Origin of the sequence: Streptomyces sp. NPDC056144, from assembly GCF_042264145.1 — a bacterium.
Taxonomy (GTDB): domain Bacteria; phylum Actinomycetota; class Actinomycetes; order Streptomycetales; family Streptomycetaceae; genus Streptomyces.
The window spans coordinates 61306-82961 of the sequence record NZ_JBHJVF010000018.1; the positions used below are offsets into that span (position 1 = coordinate 61306).

The window sequence follows — 21656 nt, forward strand, 5'->3', positions numbered from 1 at the left end:
GGGCACTTGGTGTTTCCGGGGGCTGCCCCAAGACCCCTACCGCACAGTAGGGTTACCGGCAGTAGGGCCTGCACGACCTCAGTTCATCGCGATAACCGAGGAGCCGCACGTGTCCGTCCTCACCGCCGCGCCCGGCGCCGAGCCCGTCGAGCCGCACAAGACGATCGTCGACGGGCGGGTACGCGAGGTCTCGCTGCCCCCGCTCGTGCCGCGGGTCCGCCGCGGCTCCCTCGCCGACCTGCCGTACGACAACGCCCGCACCGACCCCGACACCCCGCTCTTCTCGCGGAAGGACGCGGAGGGGAAGTGGTACGACGTCACCGCCGCCCGCTTCGCCGCCGACGTCCACGCCGTCGCCAAGGGCCTCATCGCCCACGGACTGCGCCCCGGCGACCGGCTCGCGCTCATGGCCCGCACCACCTACGAGTGGACGCTCCTCGACTTCGCCGCCTGGGCCGCCGGGCTCGTCACCGTCCCCGTCTACCCGACCTCCTCCGCCTTCCAGACCCGCTGGATCCTCCAGGACTCCGGCGCCGCCGGCTGCGTCGTCGAGGACGCCGAGCAGGGCCGGATGGTCTCCGCTGAACGGCGCCGGCTGCCCGGCCTCTCCCACCTGTGGGTCATCGGCAGCGGGGCCGTCGAGCAGCTCCGTACGGCCGGATCGCGGATCGCCGACGAGGCCGTCACCGCCCGGCGCGGCCTCCTCACCCCCGAGACCCTCGCCACCCTCGTCTACACCTCCGGCACCACCGGCCGCCCCAAGGGCTGCGCCCTCACCCACGCCAACTTCTTCGCCGAGGTCGACAACGCCATCCGGCTCCTCCACCCCGTCTTCGCCGCGGAGCCCTCGGCGGCCAAGGCGCCGCCCGCCACCCTGCTCTTCCTGCCGCTCTCGCACGTCTTCGGCCGGATGGTCTCCGTCGGCTGTGTGCGCGCCAAGGTCCGGGTCGGCCACGCGCCCTCCGTCGAGGGCGACGAACTCCTCGCCGACCTCGCCGCCTTCCGGCCGACCTTCCTCCTCGCCATCCCGTACGTCATGGAGAAGGTCTTCAACACCGCCCGCGCCACCGCCGAACGCGGCGGGAAGGCCGCCGCCTTCGACCGGGCCGCCCGGATCGCCCGCCGGTACGGGAGCACGCCCGAGCCCCCGCTCTCCCTGCGCGCCGCCCGCGCGCTGTACGACCCGCTGGTCTACCGGCGGATCAGGGCCGCGCTCGGCGGCCGCGTGAAGTACGTGATCTGCGGCGGCTCCCCGCTCGGCGCCCGGCTCGCCGAGTTCTTCGCCGGGGCCGGGGTCGACGTCTTCGAGGGGTACGGCCTGACGGAGACCACCGCCGCCTCCACGGTCACCCCGCCCCGGCGGCCCCGCACCGGCACCGTCGGCTGGCCGCTGCCCGGCACCTCCGTCCGGATCGCCGACGACGGCGAGGTCTGGCTCAAGGGCGGCCACGTCTTCGCCGGGTACTGGGACGCCCAGCGCGGCCAGGCCCTGCCTTACACCGACGAGGAGGGCTGGTTCCCCACCGGCGACATCGGCACCCTCGACGAGGACGGCTACCTGCGGATCACCGGCCGCAAGAAGGACATCCTCATCACCTCCGCCGGGAAGAACGTGGCCCCGGCGCCCCTGGAGGACTGGCTGCGCGCCCACCCGCTGGTCGGCCAGTGCATGGTGATCGGCGACAACCGCCCGTACGTCACGGCCCTCGTCGCCCTCGACCACGACGGTCTGACGCACTGGCGGCGGATGCGGCACAAGGACCACCTCGCGCTCTGGGAGCTGACCCGCGACCCGGAGCTGATCGAGGCGGTCCAGCGGGCCGTCGACGAGGCCAACCGGCTGGTCTCGCGCGCCGAGTCGATCCGCGCCTTCCGGCTCCTGGCGACCGAGTTCTCCGAGCGCTCCGGCCATCTCACCCCGTCCCTCAAGCTCAAACGGCGGGCGGTGCTGAGGGACTTCGAGCGGGACATCGACGAGATGTACGGTTCCTCCGCCGAATAGGGCTCAGGGCCAGAGGAGTTCGCGGGTCCACTCCCCGCCGGCCTCGCGGCGGTAGCGGAGACGCAGGTGGCGGCGCCGGGCGTCGCCCTGGAAGAACTCGACCTCGGCCGGCTCGACCACGTACAGCGTCCAGGTGGGGGAGGGGGCGTCCGGCTCGGCCTCGGCCCGGGCCCAGGCCGCCGCGCTCGCCTCGGCGAGGGTCTCGGGGGAGTCGAGGACCTCGCTCTGGCGGCCCACGAGCGCCGAGGCGAGGGCGCCGGTGGTGCGGGCGTGGAGGTCCTCGTACGCCTCCTCGGGGGTGCCGGTGACGACGTGGCCGCGGACCCGGACCTGGCGGCCCTGGACCGGCCAGTAGAAGCCGAGGGCGGCCTCGGGGCGGGCGGCGAGCTGGCGGCCCTTGGCACTGGTGGCGTGCGAGGCGAAGTGCCAGCCGCGCTCGTCGGCGTCGTGGAGCATCACCGTGCGGACGTCGGGGCGGCCGGTCTCGTCCACGGTGGCCAGGGAGGGGGTGTGCGGCTCGGTCTGGCCGGCCGCGACCGCCGCGGTGAACCAGTCGTGGAAGAGGGCGAGGGGCTCGGCCGGGGTGTCCGCCGGGTCGAAGGAGGGGAGCTCGGTGTCCCAGACCCGGAGGGAGCGGAGGGCGTGGTGGAAGTCGGTCATGCGGCCACGGTAGGACGCCGGACCGTGGTGGGGGTCGTGGGCACCTCGTACTCCTCGTACCGCTCGATCGCGACCGCGTTCGCCGCCGACTGGATGCCGTCGCGGATCTTCTTCGCGACGAGGTTCTTCCACGGGGTCTTCGGCAGGGTCCGCACCATGAGCATCCGCAGCGAGATCTTCCACTTCGAGCCGACCGTCATCTCCTTCACGAAGCCCTCGGCGAGCCGCTGGTTCTGCTCGACGCCGGGCCGCATCCGCTCCTCGTAGCGGGCGAAGGCCACGGTGTGGTCGCCGTGGGCCCGGGCCAGTTCGCCGGCGAGGACGTACGCGCCGATGAGGGCGAGGCCGGTGCCCTGCCCGGAGGCGGGGGAGGCGCAGTGGGCGGCGTCGCCGAGGAGGACGACCCTCCCCTTCGACCAGCGGTCCATCTCCACCAGGGACATGGAGTCGAGGTAGAAGTCGTCGGCCCCGGCCGCGTGCCCGAGCAGGCGCGGGACCTCCCAGCCGTCGCCCGCGAAGGTGTCGGCGAGCAGCCGCTTCTGGTCGGCGACGTTCCGGAGGTCGTACGGGACGTCCTGCGGCGCCGAGAAGATGAACAGGTTCTTCGCCTCGGTCTCGCCGGCGGAGCTGTAGACGCAGAGGAGCTTCTTCGGGAGGGCGTGGTACGTCTCCCAGCGGTCGAGGCCCAGGTGGTTGGGGGCCGAGAAGATGGAGATGTATGCGCCGAGGTGGCGCTTGAACCGCTCCTCGGGGCCGAAGGCGAGCCGCCGGGTGTTCGAGTGGAGGCCGTCGGCGCCGACGACGAGGTCGAAGCGGCGGACGGTGCCGCTCTCGAAGGTGACGGTGACGCCCTCGCCGTCTTCCGCGAGGGCCGCGATCGAGTCGCCGAAGGCGTACTCGACGTCCTCGCGGGTCCGGTCGTACAGGATGCGGGCGAGCTCGCCGCGCATGATCTCGTCGTCGCCCTCGACGCGTCCGCCGAAGATGTCGGCGGGCAGCTCGCCGATCGTGCGGCCGGCGTCGTCCACGTACGAACCGCCGCGCATGTCGGTGGAGTGGGCGCGGATCTCGTCGAGGATCCCCATCCGGCGGCAGACCTCGATCGCGGTGCCGCGCACGTCCACCTTGTAGCCGCCGGTGCGGAGCGCGGGGGCCTTCTCGACGACGGTGGGGGCGAAGCCGTAGCGGTGGAGCCAGAGGGCGAGCGCGGGGCCGGCGACGGAGGCGCCGGAGATGAGGACGGTCTTGCTCGCGGAGCTCGTGGTGCGCGTCATGGCAGGACTCCTTGTCGAGTGTCTGCGGGCCTGGGTGCTTCCTGCCCGCAGACATGACTATACGGATGTCCTACACGTCTGTCTATGACAACTGTATAGATTCAGTCGCGACCGAGGACCACCGTCCCCGACGAGCAGAACCACCCGCCCGTCCCCGAGGCCACCGCCAGCTCCGGCAGCGAGCCGTCCGCGCGCCTGACCTGGAGCCCCGGCGCCTCCCCGCGCAGCTGCCGCACCGCCTCCACCAGCAGGAACAGGCCCCGCATCCCCGGGTGGCAGGCCGAGAGGCCGCCGCCGTCGGTGTTCACCGGCAGCCGGTCCTTCTCCGCGAAGTACGCCCCGCCCTCGCCCTTCGCGCAGAACCCCAGGTCCTCCAGGGTCACCAGGGTCATGTAGGTGAAGGCGTCGTAGACCTCGGCGAGGTCGATGTCGGCGGGGGTGACCCCGGCCCGTTCGAAGGCGAGCCGGCCGCTGACCGCCGCCGGGGAGACGGTGAAGTCCTCCCACTCCGACATCGTGGTGTGCGAGACGTGCTCGCCCGTGCCGAGGATCCAGACCGGCGCCTTCCGGCAGTCCTGGACGTACTCCTCCGCGACGAGCAGCACCGCGCAGCCGCCGTCGCTGCGGATGCAGCAGTGCAGCTTGGTGAAGGGGTCCGCGATCATCGGGCCGTCGAGGACCTCGTCGACGGTGACCGGCTCGCGGAACATCGCCTCCGGGTTGAGGGATGCGTTCGCGCGCGCCTGGACGGCGACCTCGGCGAGCTGTTCCAGGGTCGTGCCGTACTCGTGCATGTGGCGGCGGGCGGCCATCGCGTACTTGGCGATCAGGGTGTGCCCGTAGGGGACCTCGAACTGGAGCGGGCCGCGCGAGCCGAAGGAGAGGTTCGCGGTGCGGCGCCGGGCCCGGATGTCGGCGCGCGCTGTGGAGCCGTACACGAGCAGGACCGCGTTGGCGTGGCCCGCCGCGATGGCGTCGGCGGCGTGCGCGGCCATGACCTCCCAGGTGGCGCCGCCGACGGCGGTCGAGTCCACCCAGCGGGGCTGCAGGCCCAGGTACTCGGCGACCTCGACCGGGGCGAGCGTGCCGAGGCCCGCCGAGGCGATGCCGTCGATCAGCGAGCGGTCCAGGCCGCTGTCCGCGAGGGCCCGCCGGGCGGCCTGGGCGTGGAGCGCGTACGGGGTGGCCTCGTCGACGCGGCCGCAGTCGGCGAGGGAGACGCCGACGACGGCGACGCGGCGGGGGCTGCGCACGGAGGCGTGGGAGGTGCGGGAGGCGTCATCCATGAATCTGACGGTACATCAGATTCATGGAATCGGGACCGGCGCTTCTCTGGGCAACGGCACCCGTACCGCCCTAGCATGACGCACCGTCAGATACGGAGGGAGTCCCATGGACGCGCCCGACAGCACCTCGCTCGCCCTCGCGCTCACCGAGGAGCAGCAGGAGATCCGCCGCACCCTGCGGGACCTGCTCGCCGAACGGGCCGGACCGCAGGAGAACCGTGCCGCCACCGAGACCCCCGAGGGATACGACACCGGGCTCTGGGCCCGGATGTCCGGCACCCTCGGCCTCGCCGGGCTCGCGCTCCCGGAGGAGTACGGAGGCGTGGGCTGCGGGCCCCCCGAACTCGCCCTCGCCTGCGAGGAGACCGGCCGCGCCCTCGCGCCCACCCCGCTGCTCGCCACCACCGTGCTCGCCGCCCCGCTGGTCGCCGCCCTCGGCACCCCCGCCCAGCGCGCCGAACTCCTGCCGCGCATCGCCGACGGCAGCCTGACCTGCGCGCTCGCCGTCCCGGGCGGCGCCCTCGCGCTCGCCCTCGGCCTCACCGGCGACAACGCGGCCGACGCCTGGTCCGGCGGCGGCCGGGCGGGCGGGGTCCAGGCCCGGCCGTCCGGAGGCGCGGACGGCACCGGCGGCACCGGCGGCACCGGCGGCACCGGCGGCACCGGCGGCACCGGCGGCACCGGCGGCACCGGCGGCACCGGCGGCGGCTGGCGGCTCTACGGGGAGGCCCCGCAGGTCATCGACGGGCACAGCGCCGGGCTGCTGATCGTCGCCGCCCACACCGGCGGCTTCGCCCGGAGCCGTACGCTCCTCTTCCTCGTCAGGGGGGAGGCGGACGGCCTCGTGCGCACCCGGCGGACCACCCTCGACCTCACCCGCACCCAGGCCACCGTCGAACTCCGCGACGCCGAGGCCGAACTCCTCGGCGAGGAACCCGCCGACGTCCTCGGCGCGCTCGCCGCCACCGGCCGCGCCGCCGCCGTCATGCTCGCCGCCGAGGCCGTCGGCGCCGCCGGGGCCGTCCTCGACCGGACCATCGAGCACGTCGGCTCCCGCGAGCAGTTCGGCAGGCCCGTCGGCTCCTTCCAGGCCGTCAAACACCGCCTCGCCGACCTCTACGTCCAGGTCGAGGCCGCCCGCTCACTCACGTACGTCGCCGCCCGCGAGGCCGGACCCGGACCCGACGGCGGGCCGCTCGCGCTCGCCCACGCCCTGGAGGCGCTCCGCGCCACCGCCGGCGAGTCGATCCAGCTCCACGGCGGCATCGGTTTCACCTGGGAACACGAGGCGCACCTCTACTTCAAGAGGGCCGCGTCGGACGAACTGCTCTTCGGACCCGCCCGCCGGCTGCGCGCCCGGGCGGCCGAACGGACCGGACTCTTCGGAGAGGTGGCGGCATAGATGCCCGTCGGGCTGAAACTGATACAGAAGGTCTCCTCGACCCGGACGTTCGCCCGGGTCGCCCCGCACGTGATCCCCGCGATGGACAAGACCATCCACCGCCTGACCAGGGGAAAGGTGCTGATGAGCGCCCGGATGCTGCCGGGTGTCATCCTCACCGCCCGGGGCGCGAAGAGCGGGCAGCCGCGCGTGACGCCGCTCGCCTGCATGCCGGAGGGCGACGGGCAGTGGCTGCTCGTCGGCTCGAACTTCGGCCGTCCCGGGCACCCCGCCTGGACCGCGAACCTGCTCGCCCATCCGGACGTCGAGGTCAACTGGAAGGGCGCGGACGTCCCCGTACGGGCGGAGCTGCTGACGGGGGAGGCGCGGGCGGCGGCCTGGAAGGCGGCCCTGGAGTTCTGGCCGCCGTACGCCACGTACCAGGCGCGGATCGACCGGGAGATCCGGCTCTTCCGGCTGACCCGCAGATCGTAGGTCCTGATACGGCGACGCCGACGGCGGTCGCGCTTCCCGTGGGGGCGGGGGGCGCACCGGCGTCGGCGTCGACGACAGGACGGGTGGAGGAGCAGGGAGGGGTGTGGGGGCTATCTGGTCGGCTTCTTGCCGGTGATGCCCAGGTGGACCAAGAGGGCCAGGTTCGGCTTGAGTTCGGCCTGCTTGACGCCCCAGGTCTGGAAGCCCTTCTGGTGGCCGGCGACCGAGGCCAGCATCGCCACCAGGGAGCCCGCCATGGCGGCCGGGTTGACCTCCTTGTCGACCTTGTTCTTGGCCTGGAGCTCCTTCACCGCGTCCGTCAGAGAGTTGGTGACCGAGTTCAGGATCTTCATGCGGATCTTGTAGAACCGCTTGTCCCCCTCGGCCGCGCCGAGGTCCACGACCCGCAGGATCGCGTCGTGCTTGCGCCAGAAGTCGAGGAAACCCTCGACGAGTTCCTCGGAGGTCTGCCAGCCCGCCTTGCCGACCCAGGAACGGCCCGAGACGAGCTCGGTCAACCCGGCTCCCTCCTTGGCCATTTCCTCCGCGATCTCGAGGACCGCGCCCTCGACGTCCGGGAAGTACTGATAGAACGTCGCGGGTGAAGTACCCGCCTTCCGGGCCACATCGATGACCTTGACGTCCCGGTAGGGCGAGGAGCTGAGCATCTCACCGAGGCAGTCGAGCAGCTTCTGCCGCGTCGCCTGGCCGCGTCGCCCGGCCACGCGGCCGTCGACGGTGCGTACTTGTCCTGTCATGCCGTCAGCTTACCGAGGGGTGATCTGCGCGCGATTCGGCCGAGTGCAAATGGGGTGCGACCCTGTTCGGCGGGCTTTCCCCGAGGTCGGGGCGGGTGCGGTGGCGTGGCGGCGGGGGGTGGCTTCCGGCCAGTGGCGACCGTCGGGTGACCGCCCTCACCCGAACAGGCTTATGAACAGCCTGTGGACAAGTGCGGTGGACAACGCAGGCGCGGGAAGGGTTCCGCCCCCGTAAATCGCTCACCAGTTCGCATTCTCGGGCAGATGGAACACTTAATTCCGCTTTACCGTGAAGCCATGGCCGTACGTACAGAGGGCACCCCCTGCTGGGTGGACGCGCAGCTTCCCGACCTCGAAGCGGGCAAGCGCTTCTACGGCGAGCTCTTCGGCTGGACCTTCGACCCCGACCGCGACGAGGCCCTCCTCGACGGACGCCGGGTCGCGGGCCTCCTCCCCAAGGGCGACGGCCGCATGCCCACCACCTGGACCCTCTACCTCGCCACCCGGGACGCCGGCACCCTCGCCCAGCGGGTGAAGCTCGCGGGCGGACAGATGGTCATGGAGCCGTACCCCGTCGGCCCGTTCGGCGTCCTCGCGCTCGCCGCCGACCCCGGCGGCGCCGTCTTCGGCCTCCGCCAGGCCGGCGACGACGACGGCTTCGAGACCACGAACGAACCCGGCTCCTTCTGCTGGATGGAGGTCTACACGCGCCGCCCCGAGGCCGTCGACACCTTCTACGCCACCGTCTTCGGCTACCTCGGCCGTCAGATCGACCCCGCCGAGGAGGGCCGCGAGCCCGGCTTCGACTACCGCGTCTGGTCACCCCCCGGCTCCCGCCCCGGCGACGGCAAAGCCTTCGGCGGTCGCGCGGTGATCAGCGACGACTTCCCCGCCGAGATGCCCGGCCACGTCCTCGTCTACTTCGCCGTCCGCGACTGCGACGCGGCCTGCGGGACCACCGTCCGCCTCGGCGGCCGGGTCGCCACCCCGCCCTTCGACACCCCCCACGGCCGCATCGCCGTCCTCCACGACAACCAGGGCGCCCGCTTCGCCGTCCTCGCGGAACCGGCGGCGGAGTCCCCTCGGGAGAGCTGACCCCCGCCGCCGATATGACCTGTGACACCCCGATCCGCCCCCGGGTTCGCAACCAGGCCCTCGGACAGGAAGAATCAGGGCCACGGGGCCGTACCCTCATGGCCCGTACGGGGAGGTGGCAGGCAAGTGGAACAGCTGACGCAGCACGACCCGAGACGTATCGGGCCCTTCGAGGTGCTGGGCCGGCTCGGCGCGGGCGGAATGGGCCTGGTCTATCTCGCGCGCTCGGCCTCGGGCCGGCGCGTGGCGATCAAGACCGTGCGCACGGAGCTCGCCGAGGACCAGCTGTTCCGGGTCCGCTTCACCCGCGAGGTGGAGGCCGCACGGGCCGTCTCGGGCTTCTACACGGCGGCCGTCGTCGACGCCGACCCGCGCGCCGCCGTGCCGTGGCTCGCCACCGCCTACGTCCCGGCGCCCTCCCTCGAAGAGATAGTGAACGAGTGCGGGCCGCTCCCGGCCCAGGCCGTCCGCTGGCTCGCCGCCGGCGTCGCCGAGGCCCTCCAGTCCATCCACGGAGCCGGCCTCGTCCACCGCGACCTCAAGCCCTCCAACGTCCTCGTCGTCGAGGACGGCCCCCGGGTGATCGACTTCGGCATCGCGTCGGGCGTCTCCAACACGCGCCTGACCATGACCAACGTCGCCGTCGGCACCCCGGCCTACATGTCCCCCGAACAGGCCCGCGACTCGCGCAGCGTCACCGGCGCGAGCGACGTCTTCTCGCTGGGCTCGATGCTGGTCTTCGCCGCCACGGGCCACGCTCCCTTCCACGGCGCCAACCCCGTCGAGACCGTCTTCATGCTGCTCCGCGAAGGCCCCGACCTGGAGGGCCTGCCCGAGGAGCTCCGGCCCCTCATCGAGTCCTGCATGCAGATGGACGTCAGCCGCCGCCCCACCCCCGCCGACCTCCAGGCGCAGCTGGCCCCGCACCTCTTCGGCCCCGGCAGCGACGACAGCGGTACGGCCTCCGCCTGGCTGCCGCCCCGCGCGACCGCCATGATCGAGGCCCGCCGCGGCGGCCGTCCCACCCCGGCCCCGACCGCGCCGCCGATGCCGCCCCGCCCGCCCCGCGAACCCGAGTGGGGCGGCGACCCGCGCTCCCCGGAGCCCGCGCACGCGGGAGCCGGGCAGGGCCACCCCGGCGGGCGGCACGCCCTTCCCGCCGAGCAGCACGGGGCCGGCGGCCCCGTCCGCCTCGGCGGCGGCACCGTGCCGATCGGCCCGGGCCCCCGCGTCTCCGACACCCGCGCCGCCGTCGCCGTCGGCCGCGGCGCCGACGCGGGCCACGCGACCGGCTGGGTCCGCCCGCCCGGCGGCGGCCCGCACGGGGCCGAACCCGGCCCGATGCCGGGCGCCCGCCCCGTCTCCGTACCGCCGCAGGGGGACGCGCAGCCGCTGCCGCAGCCCGCGCCGGAGCCCGGCCACTGGCGCCCGTGGCGCTTCCGCATGTCCAACGACGTGTGGGGCACCCCGGTCGTCGACGGCGACCTGCTCTACGTGACCTCCTTCGAGGTCCACGCCCTCGACACGGGCAGCGGCCGCCGCCAGTTCAAGACCCGGGACGTCGCCTGGTCGATGGCGGTCGCCTCGGGCCGTATCCACGCCTCCGACGGCCCCACCCTCTACGCGCTCGACGCGACCGACGGCGCCGAGCGCTGGCGGCTGCACACCGACGCCTGGGTGTACTCCCTCCAGGTCGACCGCGGCACCGTCGTCACCGGCACGCGCGGCGGCGGCGTCCAGGGCTGGGAGGCCTCCAACGGCGCCAAGCTGTGGGAGATCACCGGCGCCCAGACCGACTTCGAGACCCCGGAGGCGGGCCCCGCCGTCCACGGCGACACCGTCTACGTCTGGCGCGACGCCCGGCTCCAGGCCCTCGACGCCCGCACGGGCGTGGAGCGCTGGTCGTACCCGATCGGCGACGCCGCCTCCTGCGCCAACGTCCCCGTCCGGGTCGCCCCGGCCGAGGACGGCTGCGTGTACGTCTCCGCCGGCACCCGCGTCCTGTCGATCGACATCGCCGGCGGGCACGTCCGCTGGCACTTCGAGGCGCCCGCCGTCTTCCTCTCCCCGCCGGCCTTCGCCCCCGGCCCGGCCGTCACCGGCGGCGGCGTGTACCTCTCCGACCACCTCGGCACGGTGTACGCGCTCGACGCCACCACCGGCCAGGACCGCTGGCGGATCGCCACCGAGCCCCGCCAGTCCTCCGAGCCGGTGCTCGTCGCCGACGGGAACGTCCACGTCGGCAGCGGCAGCGCGCTCTACACGCTCGACGCCGTCACCGGCACCCCCCGGTGGCGGTTCGCGGCGGGCGGCGAGCTCGTCGGCTTCCCGGTCGTCGCCGACGGCCGGATCCACTTCGGCTCCGCCGACCACGTCCTCTACACCCTCGACGCGACCGGCGGCCAGCTCCGCTGGAAACTCGCGACCGGCGGCGAGATCACCGGCTCGCCGGTGGCGAAGGGCGGGGTCGTGTACGCGTGCAGCAAGGACCGCTGCGTGTACGCGCTCGACGCGGTGAAGGGCACGGCGACGGGACGGGGCGCGGCGGGGCGCTAAGGCCTGGTGTTGTCGTCGGGGCTGTTCCAGGGCGGTACGGGGAAGGTCTGCGTCTCCCCGCCGCCGTCGTACGACGGCCCGTCGAGCGTCGGGTGGGTCGGCCGGGGCTCCGGCGGGTCCACCCGGTGCGTCCGGCGGGGCCGGCCCGACATGACGAGCGCGCCGAGCAGCATCAGGACCCCGCCGCCGAAGGCGAAGGCGACCCCGTCGCCGAGCCCCCGGCCGTCGCCGGAGACCACGAGGCTGCCCTCGGCCTGCCCGACCCGGACCATCCAGAAGACCGTGAAGCCGAGGGTGACGAGCCCGGCGAGGGCCACGAGCAGCCGCGAGCGCAGGACGACTCCGAGGACGACGACGAGGGCGGCGAAGGCGAACGGCAGCAGGATCGAGCCGATGACCTCGGCCTTCGTGGGCGTGATGCCGGTGAACAGCTCGTCGATCGCGTAGGCGCGGCCGAGACGGCCGTCGTACCAGGCACGGAAGGGGCTCCATACGGCGGCCGTCGCTCCGGCGAGGGCCAGGACCGAGCCGACGACGTTGCGGATCATCCGTCGGCCTCCTTGGTCGGCGTCCCGAGGGTCCGGCTCTCGCCTCCGACGCTACGCCGGGTGCGAGGGCCCCGCCATGCGGCCCTCAGGGCCCGGCTAGGGTGTCGCGCACACGACAGGGGGAGGGGACATGGTGCGGACGCGCCTCAAGCTGGCGGCGACGCTCACGGTGGTGGTGCTCGCGCTGACCGGGTTCCAGACGAGCGCGAGCGGCAAGAGCAAGGGGAAGAGCAAGGGCGGCGGCTGCTCCAGCTCGAAGAAGAGCAACGACGACTACGACGGCTCGAACGGCTACGACAGCTCGAACGGCTACGACAGCTCGGGCGGCTCGGGCGGCTCCACGGCCACGGCCTCGCCCGCTCCCAGCTCCGCGACCTCGCAGGTCGACGTGGTGGTGGTCGACTGTGTGAAGCCCGCGCAGAAGAAGCGCAAGGGCAAGCCCGCCCGCAAGGCGGACACCACGGCGACCCTGCGGATCAGTTCGCACGACGCGCTCGCCGGCACGTACACGATCACGCTGGAGTTCAAGGGCGCCTCGGGCTCGGCGGTGGACTCCGTCGAGACCGTCGTCACCGTCGGGAGCTACGAGACGAAGACCTTCGAGGTCGCGATGAAGACCCCGAAGGCCGTCGACCGGGTGAAGGACTGCTGGATCTACGACGTGCGCAAGCAGACCCCCGTCACCCCGTCGGCTACCGCGTCCGGTAGCCCTTCCCCCGCCCCGTGAACAGCCCCGCCTGACGTTCCGGCGGCAGGTTCCCCAGCGTCACCAGGTGCGGCGCGTGGGACAGGGCCGGGGTGCGGGACGCCTCGGTGACGGACCAGAGGGCGCGGACCGTGCCCTGGACGGCCTCGGTCGGGTGGCCCGCGACGACGGTCGCGGCCCGGACGGCGGCCTCCAGGGCGCCGCCGGTCTCCGTGACCTCGCTGACGAGCCCCGTCTCGTACGCCCGCCGGGCCGAGATCCGTTCCGCGCTGCCCATGAGGGCCATCCTGGCGATCTCCCCGTAGGGCATGCGCTGCGCCATGTGGATGGTCTCGAAGGCGCTGACCATCCCGTAGGTGGTGTGCGGGTCGAAGAAGGTCGCGCCCTCGCCGGCGACGACGAACTCGGCCTCGCCGATCAGGTAGAACGCGCCGCCGCAGGCCATGCCCTCGACGGCGGCGACGACCGGTTTCCACAGGTCGTTCGCCTTGGGGCCGATCGTGAGGAGCGGGTCGTCGATCGTGTACGGGGACGAGGGCTGCGGGATGTCCCCTACGGAGTCCCGGTCGATCCCCGTGCAGAAGGCCCGCCCGCCCGCGCCGGTGACGACGATCGCGCGGATGTCGTCCTCGTACCGGAACCCCCGCCACACGGCCGCGAGTTCGCGGGCCATGTCGAGGGTGATGGCGTTGTGCTTCTCGGCCCGGTCGAGGGTGACGACGGCGACGCCGGTCTCCTTGTCGCGGTCGGTACGGATCAGCGGGGCGCTCATCCGCGCTCCAGGAGCCAGCGGGGGACGGTCACCCCGTCGACCTCGGTGAAGGCGACCCGTACGGGGGCCCCGATGCGCAGCCGGCTCGCGTCGACCGAGTTCAGGGGTGCGTCGGGGGCGGCGACGACGTTGCCGACGAGCCGGATGAGGGGGGACTCGGCGAGTTCGACGAGGACCGCGTTGTAGCCGGGCTGGGCGGCGTAGTCGGGCAGCAGGGGCGGGTGGGGCAGGACGTACGACCAGATCCGGCCGCGCCCGGACATGAGCCGCCACTCGCTGTCGAAGGAGCGGCAGTGCGGGCAGCAGGGGCGGGGCGGGAAGCGGAGCTCGCCGCAGTCGGGGGCCGCGCAGGCCTGGACGCGGAGCTCGCCCTGTGCGGCGTACTCCCAGAAGGGGGCGCCGTCGGTGTCGGCGACGGGTGTCAGCATGGTCGATCAGCTCCTGAGGAGGATGGCCGAGGTGGGGACGCCCTCGCCCGCCGTGACGAGGCAGGTGGCGGCGTCGGGGACCTGGGCGGTGGAGGTGCCGCGCAGCTGTTTCACGCCCTCGTTGATGAGGTTGAAGCCGTGGACGTACGCCTCGGAGAGCCCGCCGCCGCCGGTGTTGATCGGCAGCCGGCCGCCGATCTCCAGGGCGCCGCCCTCGGTGAAGGAGGCGCCCTCGCCGCGCTTGCAGAAGCCGTAGCCCTCCAGGGAGAGCGGGATGAGCGGGGTGAAGGCGTCGTAGATCTGGGCGACGTCGACGTCGTCGGGCCCGAAGTCGGCCTGCTTCCACAGGTGCCGGGCGGCGGTCCAGGCGGGGCCGGAGAGCGGGTCGTCGTTCCAGTAGTTGACCATCCCGTGGTGCTGGGAGGGCAGGCCCTGGGCGGCGGAGTGGACGTACACCGGCTTCTGTCGGCAGTCGCGGGCGCGCTCGGCGCTGACGATGACGCAGGCGAGGGCGCCGTCGGTCTCCAGGCAGTTGTCGAAGAGGCAGAGCGGGTCGCTGATCCAGCGGGCGGTCATGTACATCTCGCGGGTCAGCGGGCGTTCGTACATCATCGCGGCGGGGTTCTGGTTGGCGCGGTTGCGGCAGGCCAGGGCCACGTTGAAGAGGTGGTCGCGGGTGGCGCCGTACTCGTGCATGTAGCGGCGGGCGAGCATGCCGATCTCGTCGGAGGGGCGGAGCAGACCGAAGGGGCGGGTCCACTGGCCGGGGGTGGCGAGCTGGGCGGTGGTGTTGGTCCAGGGGCGGGGCCCCGAGCCGCGCTTGCGCGAGCGCCAGGCGACGCCCACGCTCGCCTGTCCGGTGGCGATCGCGGCGGCGAGGTGGCCGACGGTGGCGCAGGAGCCGCCGCCGCCGTAGCCGACCTTGGAGAAGAAGGTGACGTCGCCGGCGCCGATGGACTTGGCGACCTCGACCTCGTCGGTCTCCTCCATCGTGTAGGAGGCGAAGCCGTCGACCTCGGAGGGGTCGATCCCGGCGTCGTCGAGGGCGGCGAGGATCGCCCGGCAGGCGAGGGTCTTCTCGGTCTCGGGGAGCTGTTTCGCGAAGTCGGTCTGTCCTATGCCGACGATGGCCGTGGCGTCCTTGAGCACCGAGCCTCCCTCTGGAGCACTGGTCGTCACTACATCACTGCTGACAGCGCGTCAGGTTACAACTAATCTGACGGATAGTCAGCTACAGGGGAGGATGGGTATGGCCATGCGCGGTGACCTGGAATGGGGCACGATCCCCGGACTCGTACGGGCGGCGGCCGAACGGTACGGGGAGCGCGAGGCCGTCGTCGACGGCCGCACCCGCGTCTCGTACGCCGAGCTCGGCGAACGCGTCGAGCGGGCCGCCGCCGCCTGCATCGCCACCGGCATACGGGCGGGGGACCGGGTCGCGATCTGGGCCCCCAACACCCTCGACTGGATCGTCTCGGCGCTCGGCGCGGTCACCGCCGGGGCCGTCCTCGTCCCCCTGAACACCCGCTTCAAGGGCACCGAGGCCGCGTACGTGCTCCAGCGCTCCCGCGCCCGCCTGCTCTTCGTCACCGGCACCTTCCTCGGCACCTCGTACGTGGCCTCCCTGCGCCGCTCCGGAGTCGAACTCCCGGACCTGGAACAGGTGGTGGTCCTCGGCGACACCGCGCCCGACGAGACCGGATGGACGACCTGGAAGGCCTTCCTCGCCTCCGGCGACCGGGTCCCGGCCGTCCGGGTCCGCGCCCGCGCCGACGCCATCGACCCCGGCGACCCCTCCGACATCATCTACACCTCGGGCACCACCGGACACCCGAAGGGTGCCGTCATCGGCCACGCGCAGAGCCTGCGCTGCTACGAGATCTGGTCCGACCTCGCGGGCCTGCGCGAGGGCGACCGCTACCTCGTCGTGAACCCCTTCTTCCACACCTTCGGCTACAAGGCCGGCATCCTCGCCTCCCTCATGCGCGGGGCGGTGATCGTGCCGCAGCCCGTCTTCACCGTGGACACCGTCCTCGCCAACATCGCCGCCGAACGCATCACCGTCCTCCCCGGCCCGCCCACCCTCCACCAGTCCCTCCTGGACCACCCCTCCCGGGGAGCCCACGACCTCTCCACCCTCCGCCTCGTCGTGACCGGCGCGGCCGTCGTCCCCCTCCGGCTCGTCGAACGCCTCCGCACCGAACTCGGCGTCGGCACGGTCCTCACGGCGTACGGCCTCTCCGAGGCGAGCGGCATCGTCACCATGTGCCGCCGCGACGACGGCGACGAGACCGTCTCCCTCACCTCCGGCCGCCCCATCCCCGACACGGAGGTCCGCCTCTCGGAGACGGGCGAGGTCCTGGTCCGGGGCCACCACGTCATGCGCGGCTACTTCGAGGACGAGACGGCGACGGCCGGCGCGATCGACGCGGACGGCTGGCTCCACACCGGCGACATCGGCGTCCTCGACGCCGCCGGCAACCTCCGGATCACCGACCGCCTGAAGGACATGTTCATCGTCGGCGGCTTCAACGCGTACCCCGCAGAGATCGAACAGCTCCTGGGCCTCCACCCGGACATCGCCGACGTCGCCGTCATCGGCATCCCCGACCCGCGGCTCGGCGAGGTCGGCAAGGCGTTCGCGGTACGGCGTCCCGGGGCGCGGGTCACGGCGGACGACCTGATCGCCTGGTCGCGGCGGGAGATGGCGAACTACAAGGTCCCGAGGCAGGTCGAGTTCGTGGACGAGCTGCCGCGGAACGCGAGCGGGAAGGTGGTGAAGGGGGAGTTGCGGGGCCGGTAGCCTTGTGATGTGGGTCACTCCACTGGTGGTATGGTAAGCGGTATGGCAACGAAGAAGTACACCGTGACGCTTCCCGAGGAACTGGCCGAGGAGATCCGCCGCGAGGTGGGCCAGGGCGGTTTCAGCGCGTACGTCACGCACGCCATACAGCGGCAGCGGGAGCAGGACCGGCTGGGGGAGCTGGTGGAGTGGATGGCGGAGGAGAACGGGCCGCTCACGGACGAGGAGCGGGCCGCCGCAGACGCGGAGTTCCGCGAGAACGAGCGGTGGCACCGGGAGCGGGAGGCCCGCGAGATCCAGGACCGCGCTGAGGCCGCCCTCCTGGACGCCCCCACCCCTGCCGAGCGACAGGCCGAAGCCGCGTGACCGAGATCTGCTACGTCCTGGACAGCGAGGGCCTGTCCAGGGCGGCGGCGCGCGACCGCCTGATCCAGGCCCGCCTCGACAGGGCACGCCAAGGTGGTGCCCGCGTCGTGACGAGCTCCATGACGCTGATCGAGGCGTACCACGACAAGATCCCTCTGGCTTCATGGAAATGGATGCTCTCCCGTGTCGTGGTCCTTCCCGTCACGGAGGATGTCGCGAAGGGCGCCATCGAACTGCTGGGCAGCACCGGCCTCCACGGCCACAAGTACGCCATCGACGCGGCGCTCGCGGTGATCGCGGGGCGCGAGAGGGGACACGTGACCGTGTTCACCTCCGACGTGGACGACATGACCAAGCTCTGCCCGCCCCACGTGCGGATTCAGCCCGTCTGACCCGCCCGTCGCGCCAGCACCACGATCCCCGCCTCCTCCCGCACCACCCGCCACCCGGCCCGGTCGGACGCCTGCCGCAGCACGCGTCCGACCGCGCCCGCCGGCCACGCCTCCGCCCGGTCCGCCACCAGCCACTCCACCGCCGGACGCCGGTCGAGGACCCCGTCCGCGACCAGATGCACCGTCGCCCGGTCCGTCAGGTGCGGGGCCAGGCTGTTGCTCGCCGCGACCCGGGCCCCGTCCGGCACCAGCGCCACCGCCTCGCGGGCCGCCGCCTCCCGGGCGCTCGCCTGCCAGAAGCCGGGCGTGACGAGCCCGGCGAGCGGCTGGGCGGGCAGGACGAGGAGCGTGGCGAGGACGGGGACGGCGAGCGTCGGTACGGGGAGCGGGAGCCGTACTCCCTTCCGCAGCGCGTCGATCAGCGCCGCGCACGCGATCGGCACGAGCACCGCCGAGTAGTGCAGGCCCGGCTCCCAGTGCGCCGGGTTGGCGGAGGTGAACCGCCAGGCCAGCGTGGGCACCAGCAGCCAGGCGAGGGGACTGCGCACCACCAGCCCGCCCGTCACCGCCAGGAGCAGCAGCAGGGTCAGCGACTTCACGCCCCAGCCGTCGAGGATCCCGTACCCGCCGGTGACCTGCTCCGCGTACAGGTACCGTCCGTCCGGCGCGAACGCCGGGATCACCCCGTACACGACCAGCACCGTCGCGAGCAGCGAGCCGACGGTGAGGACGAGTCCCGTGCGCCGGTCGCGTCGCGCGAGCAGCAGCCCGAAGACGGCGGCCGTCGCCCCCAGGTCCTCCTTCACCAGGAGCAGTGCGGCGGCCCAGCAGGCCGCGGCCCGGGTCCGCCCGTCGAGGTACGCGCGGCAGGCGAGCGCGAGCAGCGGTACGGCGAAGGCGACCTCGTGGAAGTCGAAGCCGGTCAGCTGCTGGACGCCCCAGCCGAGCCCGCAGACCGCCCCGATCGCGACCGGGGCCCGACGCCGCTCCGGCAGGTGCCGCTGCGCGGTGCGCGCGACCACGTACACCGCGAGGGCGACGAGCGCGGCCTGCGCGACGAGCAGCGTCTCCACGCGCGGGACGAGCCGGTAGAGCGGGGCGAGGAGGGCCAGGACCGGGTGGAAGTGGTCGCCGAGCAGCGGATACGCGTCGGCGGCGAAGCCGGGCGGCGCGGTGGCGGCCCGGATCTCGGACGTGGGCGCCCGGCCCTCGGCGTACGCCCGTACGGCCTGGCCGAAGATCCCGAGGTCGTAGCCGGTGGTCCGGAAACGGGCGTGCTCGCGGAGCGCGTAGACGGCGTGGACGGCGAAGAACGCGGCGGAGAGGAGGGCGGGGGCGGTGCGGGTGCCGTGCCGGGGGAGCGGGGGGACGCGGGGCGGAGCGGTCGTCGTCAGGGCCATGCGGGCGACCCTCCGTCACCCCTCCTGAGGTGACGCTGAGGAGACCTGAGGATTTACTCAGCTCCGCGTCCGGCGGCCCGGCGATACTCGACGCCATGCGTGTACTGGTGATCGAGGACGAGGAGCGGATCGCGGCCTCCCTACGGCGCGGCCTCTCCGCCGTCGGCTACACCGTCGACCTCGCCCAAGACGGCGTCACCGGCCTCTGCCTGGCGCGGGAGAACCGCTACGCGGCGGTCATCCTCGACATCATGCTGCCCGGCCTCAACGGCTACCAGGTCTGCTCGCGGCTGCGCGCCGAGGCCAACGACGTGCCCATCCTGATGCTGACGGCGAAGAACGGCGAGTACGACGAGGCCGAGGGCCTCGACACCGGCGCCGACGACTACCTCGCGAAGCCCTTCTCGTACGTCGTCCTCGAAGCCCGCCTCCGCGCCCTCCTCCGCCGGGGCGGGGCCCGCACCCGCGCGCTCCTGGAATGCGGCGACCTGTGGCTCGACCCGGCACGCAGGACGTGCGGGCGCGGCGAGACGGAGATCGCCCTCACCCCGAAGGAGTTCGCGGTCCTGCACTGCCTGCTGCTCCGCCAGGACGAGGTGGTCCCGACGCTCGACGTCCTCGACGAGGTCTGGTCGGCGGACTTCACGGGCGACCCGAACATCGTGCACGTCTACATCAGGGCCGTACGGAAGAAGATCGACGAGCCCTTCGGGCGGACGACGGTCGAGACGGTCCGGGGCGCGGGGTACCGGGTGGTGGGCCGTGGGTGAGTGGTGGCGGCGGTACCGGCCCGTGGTGGCGGCCGGGCTCACCGCGTGGCTCGTCGTGGCGGCCGGCGTGTGCTGGCTGCAGTACGCCGACGGGCGGGCCGGCCCGCGCTCGGAGGTCGTCGCCGTCCTCATCCGCGACGACCGCGTCGGCCCGCAGGTCGACCTCCTCACGCGCTTCGGCCCCTGGGCGGGGGCGTTGGGCGTGGCCCTGGCCTGCTGGGCGGCCGGAACGGGTCGCGCCCGGGCAGTACGGCTCCGCACGACGGCAGCCGCCGCCGTGACCTCGGGCGCGCTGCTCGCGACGTACTGCGCCTGGCTGGCCCGGGAGAACCCGGTCAAGCCGTGGCTCGTCGCGGAGGAGGCGTTCCGCTGGGGCCTGATGTTCGTCGGCCCCTCGATGGGGCTCCTCACGGCCACCGCCGCCTGGGTGGCGCTCGGCGACGACGCGGGCCGCCTGCCGTACCGCAACCGTACGGCTCTGGCGGCCGCGGCCACCACCGGCGGGCTCTTCGCGCTGGCCGTCGAGGTCCTGCGGCGGGCGCAGCCGGAGTGGCAGGAACCGTCGCTGGACGCGTTCTGGATCGCGCTCACCACCGGCGCACCCCTCATCGCGCTCCTCACCGGCCTCCTCGTCCACCTCACCGCCGCCCGCGCCCTCCGCCCCGTCGAGGCCATCCGGTGCGAACTCGCCGACATCACCGGGCAGTCGCTCGACCGCCGCGTTCCCGTCCCGCCCACCGGTGACGTCATCGCCCGCCTCGCCGAGACCACCAACGACACCCTCGACCGTCTGGAGCAGGCCTCGACGCGCCAGCAGGAGTTCGTCGCCGACGCCGCCCACGAGCTGCGCAGCCCCCTCGCGGGGATCCGCGCGCAGCTGGAGACGGCGCTGCGCCACCCGGACTCGGTGACCGACTGGCCGGAGGTCGTGGCGGGGGCCGCCGCCGACGTCGTACGGCTCCAGGCGCTCGCCGACGACCTGCTGCTCCTCGCGAGCCACCGGTCGACCGCGACCGCAGGCGGGCCCGTCGACCTGGCGGCGCTCGCGGAGGACCTGGTGCGCGAGCACCAGCACCTCCCCGGCGCGACCGGCCTCCTCCTCGCCTGCGAGACCCCGGCCGCCCCGGCTCTCGTCCAGGGCAACGCACCCCGCCTGGAGCGGCTGGTCCGCAACCTCCTTGGGAACGCGTGCCGGTACGCGGAGACGTCGGTGGCGGTCACCGTGACGACGGACGGCTCCGTCGCGGTGCTGACCGTCGCGGACGACGGGCCCGGCATCCCGGCCGCCGACCGCGACCGGGTCTTCGACCGCTTCACCCGTCTCGACGCCTCCCGTACCCGCGCCTCGGGCGGTGCGGGGCTCGGGCTGCCGATCGCCCGGGACATCGCCACGCACCACGGCGGCACGCTCGCGGTCGAGGACTCGGCGCGCGGGGCGCGCCTGGTGGCCCGGTTCCCGGCGGTTGCCGGGGGCGCGTAGGCGCGTGGCATCCTGGCCGGAATCGATCACGGGGAGGGGTGCGCATGAGCGCACGTCAGGATGTTGCGGAGTACGACACGACCGAGGCGACCTCGCCCTTCGGGCTCGGGCTGCATCATGTGCAGCTGAGTCTGCCGGTGGGGGAGGAGGAGGTGTGCCGGCGGTTCTACGTGGACGTGCTCGGCATGACGGAGATCCGGAAGCCGCCGGTGCTCGCCGCGCGTGGCGGGCTGTGGGTGCGGTCCGACGCGCTGGAGATCCATCTGGGGGTGGAGGAGGACTTCAGGCCGGTGCTCAAGGGGCACCCCGGGATACTCGTCGCCGACCTCGACGGGCTCGCCGAGCGGCTGACCGGGCGCGGGGTCGGGGTCACCTGGGACTCCAACTTCCCCGGGTACCGGCGTTTCTACGTCGCCGACTGTCACGGCAACCGGCTGGAGTTCCTCAGCCCCGAGAGCTGAGAAGCGGGTGTGCCGAAGGGGGC

General features: G+C 73.3%; 21 protein-coding genes. 12 read left to right on the forward strand and 9 right to left on the reverse strand.

All coding sequences use genetic code 11. The features are described 5' to 3' along the window. Positions 1-109: 109 nt before the first annotated feature. Positions 110-2002 carry an AMP-dependent synthetase/ligase gene (locus tag ACFC0Z_RS33725; RefSeq protein ID WP_376446255.1) on the forward strand — a complete coding sequence of 631 codons (1893 nt, stop codon included), beginning with the start codon at positions 110-112 and terminating at the stop codon, positions 2000-2002. Positions 2003-2005: 3 nt separating this feature from the next. Here ACFC0Z_RS33725 and ACFC0Z_RS33730 read toward each other — a convergent pair whose 3' ends face one another. From ACFC0Z_RS33730 to ACFC0Z_RS33740, 3 genes are all read right to left on the reverse strand, one after another. Further along, positions 2006-2662: a pyridoxal 5'-phosphate synthase gene (locus ACFC0Z_RS33730; protein ID WP_376446258.1), complete on the reverse strand. Its 657-nt coding sequence runs from the start codon at positions 2660-2662 to the stop codon at positions 2006-2008. After that, positions 2659-3936 carry an FAD-dependent monooxygenase gene (locus ACFC0Z_RS33735; RefSeq protein ID WP_376446261.1) on the reverse strand — a complete coding sequence of 426 codons (1278 nt, stop codon included), beginning with the start codon at positions 3934-3936 and terminating at the stop codon, positions 2659-2661. The genes ACFC0Z_RS33730 and ACFC0Z_RS33735 overlap by 4 nt, the downstream gene beginning before the upstream one ends. Positions 3937-4037: 101 nt before the next feature. Continuing rightward, positions 4038-5222 (reverse strand): acetyl-CoA acetyltransferase, encoded by a 1185-nt coding sequence (locus ACFC0Z_RS33740; RefSeq protein ID WP_376446264.1) that lies wholly within the window; start codon positions 5220-5222, stop codon positions 4038-4040. A 106-nt stretch (positions 5223-5328) separates the two neighbouring features. Here ACFC0Z_RS33740 and ACFC0Z_RS33745 point away from each other — a divergent pair, with 106 nt between their 5' ends. Both ACFC0Z_RS33745 and ACFC0Z_RS33750 read left to right on the forward strand, forming a co-directional pair. Beyond that, positions 5329-6624: an acyl-CoA dehydrogenase family protein gene (locus tag ACFC0Z_RS33745; RefSeq protein ID WP_376446266.1), complete on the forward strand. Its 1296-nt coding sequence runs from the start codon at positions 5329-5331 to the stop codon at positions 6622-6624. Beyond that, positions 6625-7098: a nitroreductase family deazaflavin-dependent oxidoreductase gene (locus ACFC0Z_RS33750; protein ID WP_376446269.1), complete on the forward strand. Its 474-nt coding sequence runs from the start codon at positions 6625-6627 to the stop codon at positions 7096-7098. It begins immediately after the preceding gene. 110 nt (positions 7099-7208) lie between these two features. Here ACFC0Z_RS33750 and ACFC0Z_RS33755 read toward each other — a convergent pair whose 3' ends face one another. Further along, positions 7209-7856: a TetR family transcriptional regulator gene (locus ACFC0Z_RS33755; RefSeq protein ID WP_360811300.1), complete on the reverse strand. Its 648-nt coding sequence runs from the start codon at positions 7854-7856 to the stop codon at positions 7209-7211. A gap of 297 nt (positions 7857-8153) precedes the next feature. Here ACFC0Z_RS33755 and ACFC0Z_RS33760 point away from each other — a divergent pair, with 297 nt between their 5' ends. Together ACFC0Z_RS33760 and ACFC0Z_RS33765 are read left to right on the forward strand one after the other, a co-directional pair. Continuing rightward, positions 8154-8951 (forward strand): VOC family protein, encoded by a 798-nt coding sequence (locus ACFC0Z_RS33760; RefSeq protein WP_376446272.1) that lies wholly within the window; start codon positions 8154-8156, stop codon positions 8949-8951. Positions 8952-9077: 126 nt separating this feature from the next. Beyond that, positions 9078-11507 (forward strand): PQQ-binding-like beta-propeller repeat protein, encoded by a 2430-nt coding sequence (locus tag ACFC0Z_RS33765; RefSeq protein ID WP_376446274.1) that lies wholly within the window; start codon positions 9078-9080, stop codon positions 11505-11507. Here ACFC0Z_RS33765 and ACFC0Z_RS33770 read toward each other — a convergent pair. Further along, positions 11504-12055 carry a hypothetical protein gene (locus tag ACFC0Z_RS33770; RefSeq protein WP_376446276.1) on the reverse strand — a complete coding sequence of 184 codons (552 nt, stop codon included), beginning with the start codon at positions 12053-12055 and terminating at the stop codon, positions 11504-11506. The two genes, ACFC0Z_RS33765 and ACFC0Z_RS33770, sit on opposite strands and share 4 nt — an antisense overlap. 130 nt (positions 12056-12185) lie before the next feature. Between ACFC0Z_RS33770 and ACFC0Z_RS33775 the strand changes: the two genes are divergently transcribed. Continuing rightward, on the forward strand, positions 12186-12782 hold the full coding sequence (locus tag ACFC0Z_RS33775; protein WP_376446279.1) for a hypothetical protein: 597 nt from the start codon (positions 12186-12188) through the stop codon (positions 12780-12782). On the opposite strand, the gene ACFC0Z_RS33780 is transcribed toward ACFC0Z_RS33775, so the two are convergent. Genes ACFC0Z_RS33780 through ACFC0Z_RS33790 form a run of 3 tightly spaced genes read right to left on the reverse strand, consistent with a single transcriptional unit; the run spans position 12748 to position 15110 of the window. After that, positions 12748-13533, reverse strand: coding sequence for an enoyl-CoA hydratase/isomerase family protein (locus ACFC0Z_RS33780; protein WP_376446282.1), 786 nt, complete (start codon positions 13531-13533; stop codon positions 12748-12750). The genes ACFC0Z_RS33775 and ACFC0Z_RS33780 overlap by 35 nt on opposite strands. Continuing rightward, positions 13530-13961, reverse strand: coding sequence for a Zn-ribbon domain-containing OB-fold protein (locus ACFC0Z_RS33785; protein ID WP_376446283.1), 432 nt, complete (start codon positions 13959-13961; stop codon positions 13530-13532). The genes ACFC0Z_RS33780 and ACFC0Z_RS33785 overlap by 4 nt, the downstream gene beginning before the upstream one ends. Positions 13962-13967: 6 nt before the next feature. After that, positions 13968-15110 (reverse strand): lipid-transfer protein, encoded by a 1143-nt coding sequence (locus tag ACFC0Z_RS33790; protein ID WP_376446286.1) that lies wholly within the window; start codon positions 15108-15110, stop codon positions 13968-13970. A 106-nt stretch (positions 15111-15216) separates the two neighbouring features. Between ACFC0Z_RS33790 and ACFC0Z_RS33795 the strand changes: the two genes are divergently transcribed. Genes ACFC0Z_RS33795 through ACFC0Z_RS33805 form a run of 3 tightly spaced genes read left to right on the forward strand, consistent with a single transcriptional unit; the run spans position 15217 to position 17522 of the window. Continuing rightward, positions 15217-16764 (forward strand): FadD3 family acyl-CoA ligase, encoded by a 1548-nt coding sequence (locus ACFC0Z_RS33795; RefSeq protein WP_376446328.1) that lies wholly within the window; start codon positions 15217-15219, stop codon positions 16762-16764. A 42-nt stretch (positions 16765-16806) separates the two neighbouring features. After that, the gene (locus tag ACFC0Z_RS33800; protein ID WP_376446288.1) at positions 16807-17130 is read left to right on the forward strand and encodes a hypothetical protein; all 324 of its coding nucleotides are present in this window, start codon (positions 16807-16809) and stop codon (positions 17128-17130) included. Next, a complete protein-coding gene (locus ACFC0Z_RS33805) occupies positions 17127-17522 on the forward strand; it encodes a hypothetical protein (protein WP_376446290.1) in 396 nt (131 codons plus the stop codon). Before ACFC0Z_RS33800 ends, ACFC0Z_RS33805 begins: the two co-directional genes overlap by 4 nt. On the opposite strand, the gene ACFC0Z_RS33810 is transcribed toward ACFC0Z_RS33805, so the two are convergent. Then, positions 17510-18922 (reverse strand): DUF2079 domain-containing protein, encoded by a 1413-nt coding sequence (locus tag ACFC0Z_RS33810; RefSeq protein WP_376446293.1) that lies wholly within the window; start codon positions 18920-18922, stop codon positions 17510-17512. The two genes, ACFC0Z_RS33805 and ACFC0Z_RS33810, sit on opposite strands and share 13 nt — an antisense overlap. A gap of 95 nt (positions 18923-19017) precedes the next feature. Here ACFC0Z_RS33810 and ACFC0Z_RS33815 point away from each other — a divergent pair, with 95 nt between their 5' ends. The 3 genes from ACFC0Z_RS33815 to ACFC0Z_RS33825 are packed head-to-tail and all read left to right on the forward strand — an operon-like array spanning position 19018 to position 21633. Next, positions 19018-19692, forward strand: coding sequence for a response regulator transcription factor (locus tag ACFC0Z_RS33815; protein ID WP_376446295.1), 675 nt, complete (start codon positions 19018-19020; stop codon positions 19690-19692). After that, positions 19685-21172 (forward strand): sensor histidine kinase, encoded by a 1488-nt coding sequence (locus tag ACFC0Z_RS33820; protein WP_376446297.1) that lies wholly within the window; start codon positions 19685-19687, stop codon positions 21170-21172. Before ACFC0Z_RS33815 ends, ACFC0Z_RS33820 begins: the two co-directional genes overlap by 8 nt. Positions 21173-21216: 44 nt before the next feature. Then, positions 21217-21633: a VOC family protein gene (locus ACFC0Z_RS33825; RefSeq protein WP_376446299.1), complete on the forward strand. Its 417-nt coding sequence runs from the start codon at positions 21217-21219 to the stop codon at positions 21631-21633. The last annotated feature ends 23 nt before the right edge of the window (positions 21634-21656 follow it).

What these genes read in the sequence shown, in the direction of transcription:
- ACFC0Z_RS33795 (WP_376446328.1), top strand. Translation starts at nt 15,217, where the DNA reads ATGCGCGGTGACCTGGAATGGGGCACGATCCCCGGACTCGTACGGGCG.
- ACFC0Z_RS33825 (WP_376446299.1), top strand. Translation starts at nt 21,217, where the DNA reads ATGAGCGCACGTCAGGATGTTGCGGAGTACGACACGACCGAGGCGACC.
- ACFC0Z_RS33755 (WP_360811300.1), bottom strand. Translation starts at nt 7,856, where the DNA reads ATGACAGGACAAGTACGCACCGTCGACGGCCGCGTGGCCGGGCGACGC.
- ACFC0Z_RS33730 (WP_376446258.1), bottom strand. Translation starts at nt 2,662, where the DNA reads ATGACCGACTTCCACCACGCCCTCCGCTCCCTCCGGGTCTGGGACACC.
- ACFC0Z_RS33775 (WP_376446279.1), top strand. Translation starts at nt 12,186, where the DNA reads ATGGTGCGGACGCGCCTCAAGCTGGCGGCGACGCTCACGGTGGTGGTG.
- ACFC0Z_RS33815 (WP_376446295.1), top strand. Translation starts at nt 19,018, where the DNA reads ATGCGTGTACTGGTGATCGAGGACGAGGAGCGGATCGCGGCCTCCCTA.
- ACFC0Z_RS33760 (WP_376446272.1), top strand. Translation starts at nt 8,154, where the DNA reads ATGGCCGTACGTACAGAGGGCACCCCCTGCTGGGTGGACGCGCAGCTT.
- ACFC0Z_RS33770 (WP_376446276.1), bottom strand. Translation starts at nt 12,055, where the DNA reads ATGATCCGCAACGTCGTCGGCTCGGTCCTGGCCCTCGCCGGAGCGACG.
- ACFC0Z_RS33750 (WP_376446269.1), top strand. Translation starts at nt 6,625, where the DNA reads ATGCCCGTCGGGCTGAAACTGATACAGAAGGTCTCCTCGACCCGGACG.
- ACFC0Z_RS33745 (WP_376446266.1), top strand. Translation starts at nt 5,329, where the DNA reads ATGGACGCGCCCGACAGCACCTCGCTCGCCCTCGCGCTCACCGAGGAG.
- ACFC0Z_RS33785 (WP_376446283.1), bottom strand. Translation starts at nt 13,961, where the DNA reads ATGCTGACACCCGTCGCCGACACCGACGGCGCCCCCTTCTGGGAGTAC.
- ACFC0Z_RS33810 (WP_376446293.1), bottom strand. Translation starts at nt 18,922, where the DNA reads ATGGCCCTGACGACGACCGCTCCGCCCCGCGTCCCCCCGCTCCCCCGG.
- ACFC0Z_RS33740 (WP_376446264.1), bottom strand. Translation starts at nt 5,222, where the DNA reads ATGGATGACGCCTCCCGCACCTCCCACGCCTCCGTGCGCAGCCCCCGC.
- ACFC0Z_RS33780 (WP_376446282.1), bottom strand. Translation starts at nt 13,533, where the DNA reads ATGAGCGCCCCGCTGATCCGTACCGACCGCGACAAGGAGACCGGCGTC.
- ACFC0Z_RS33800 (WP_376446288.1), top strand. Translation starts at nt 16,807, where the DNA reads ATGGCAACGAAGAAGTACACCGTGACGCTTCCCGAGGAACTGGCCGAG.
- ACFC0Z_RS33735 (WP_376446261.1), bottom strand. Translation starts at nt 3,936, where the DNA reads ATGACGCGCACCACGAGCTCCGCGAGCAAGACCGTCCTCATCTCCGGC.